We start from the raw sequence: 406 nt of genomic DNA, 5'->3' as shown, positions 1-406 counted from the left end.
CCCGGGAGCGGCGCTTCTGCCTGCCCAACACCCGCTTCCTGCTGCACCAGCCCATGGGCGGGGTGCGCGGGCCGGCGACCGACATCGACATCGAGGCGCGCGAGATCATCAAGATGCGCGAGCGGATCAACCGCATCATCGCGCGCGAGACGGGCCAGCCCTACGAGCGGGTAGAGCGCGACACCGACCGGAACTACTGGATGAGTGCCGAGGAGGCGGTGGCCTACGGCATGGTGAGCCGCGTCCTGACCAGCGCCCGGGAACTGTAGCGGCCCGCTGCCGCAGGACCGGCGACCGTTCGAGAACTCTTCATCGACGAGCCCTCGCGTCGAAGGTCGCAGCGCAGCCGCCATCAGTCCAGCCGGTGAGCTCCACCGCCGGCTGGAATGCGTGGCTGTGCTGTCGC

General features: G+C 69.7%; 1 protein-coding gene. It reads left to right on the top strand.

Annotated elements, in window-relative coordinates; translation table 11 throughout:
- Nucleotides 1-269: ATP-dependent Clp protease proteolytic subunit (locus Q7A36_RS41010; protein WP_305109513.1), on the top strand; the 269-nt coding region annotated here is incomplete at its 5' end.
- Nucleotides 270-406 lie beyond the last annotated feature (137 nt).

Source organism: Paracraurococcus lichenis (assembly GCF_030657435.1).
Taxonomy (GTDB): Bacteria; Pseudomonadota; Alphaproteobacteria; order Acetobacterales; family Acetobacteraceae; genus Paracraurococcus; species Paracraurococcus lichenis.
The sequence above is the reverse complement of the archived record's forward strand: the minus strand, read 5'-3'. Positions and strand labels throughout refer to the sequence as shown.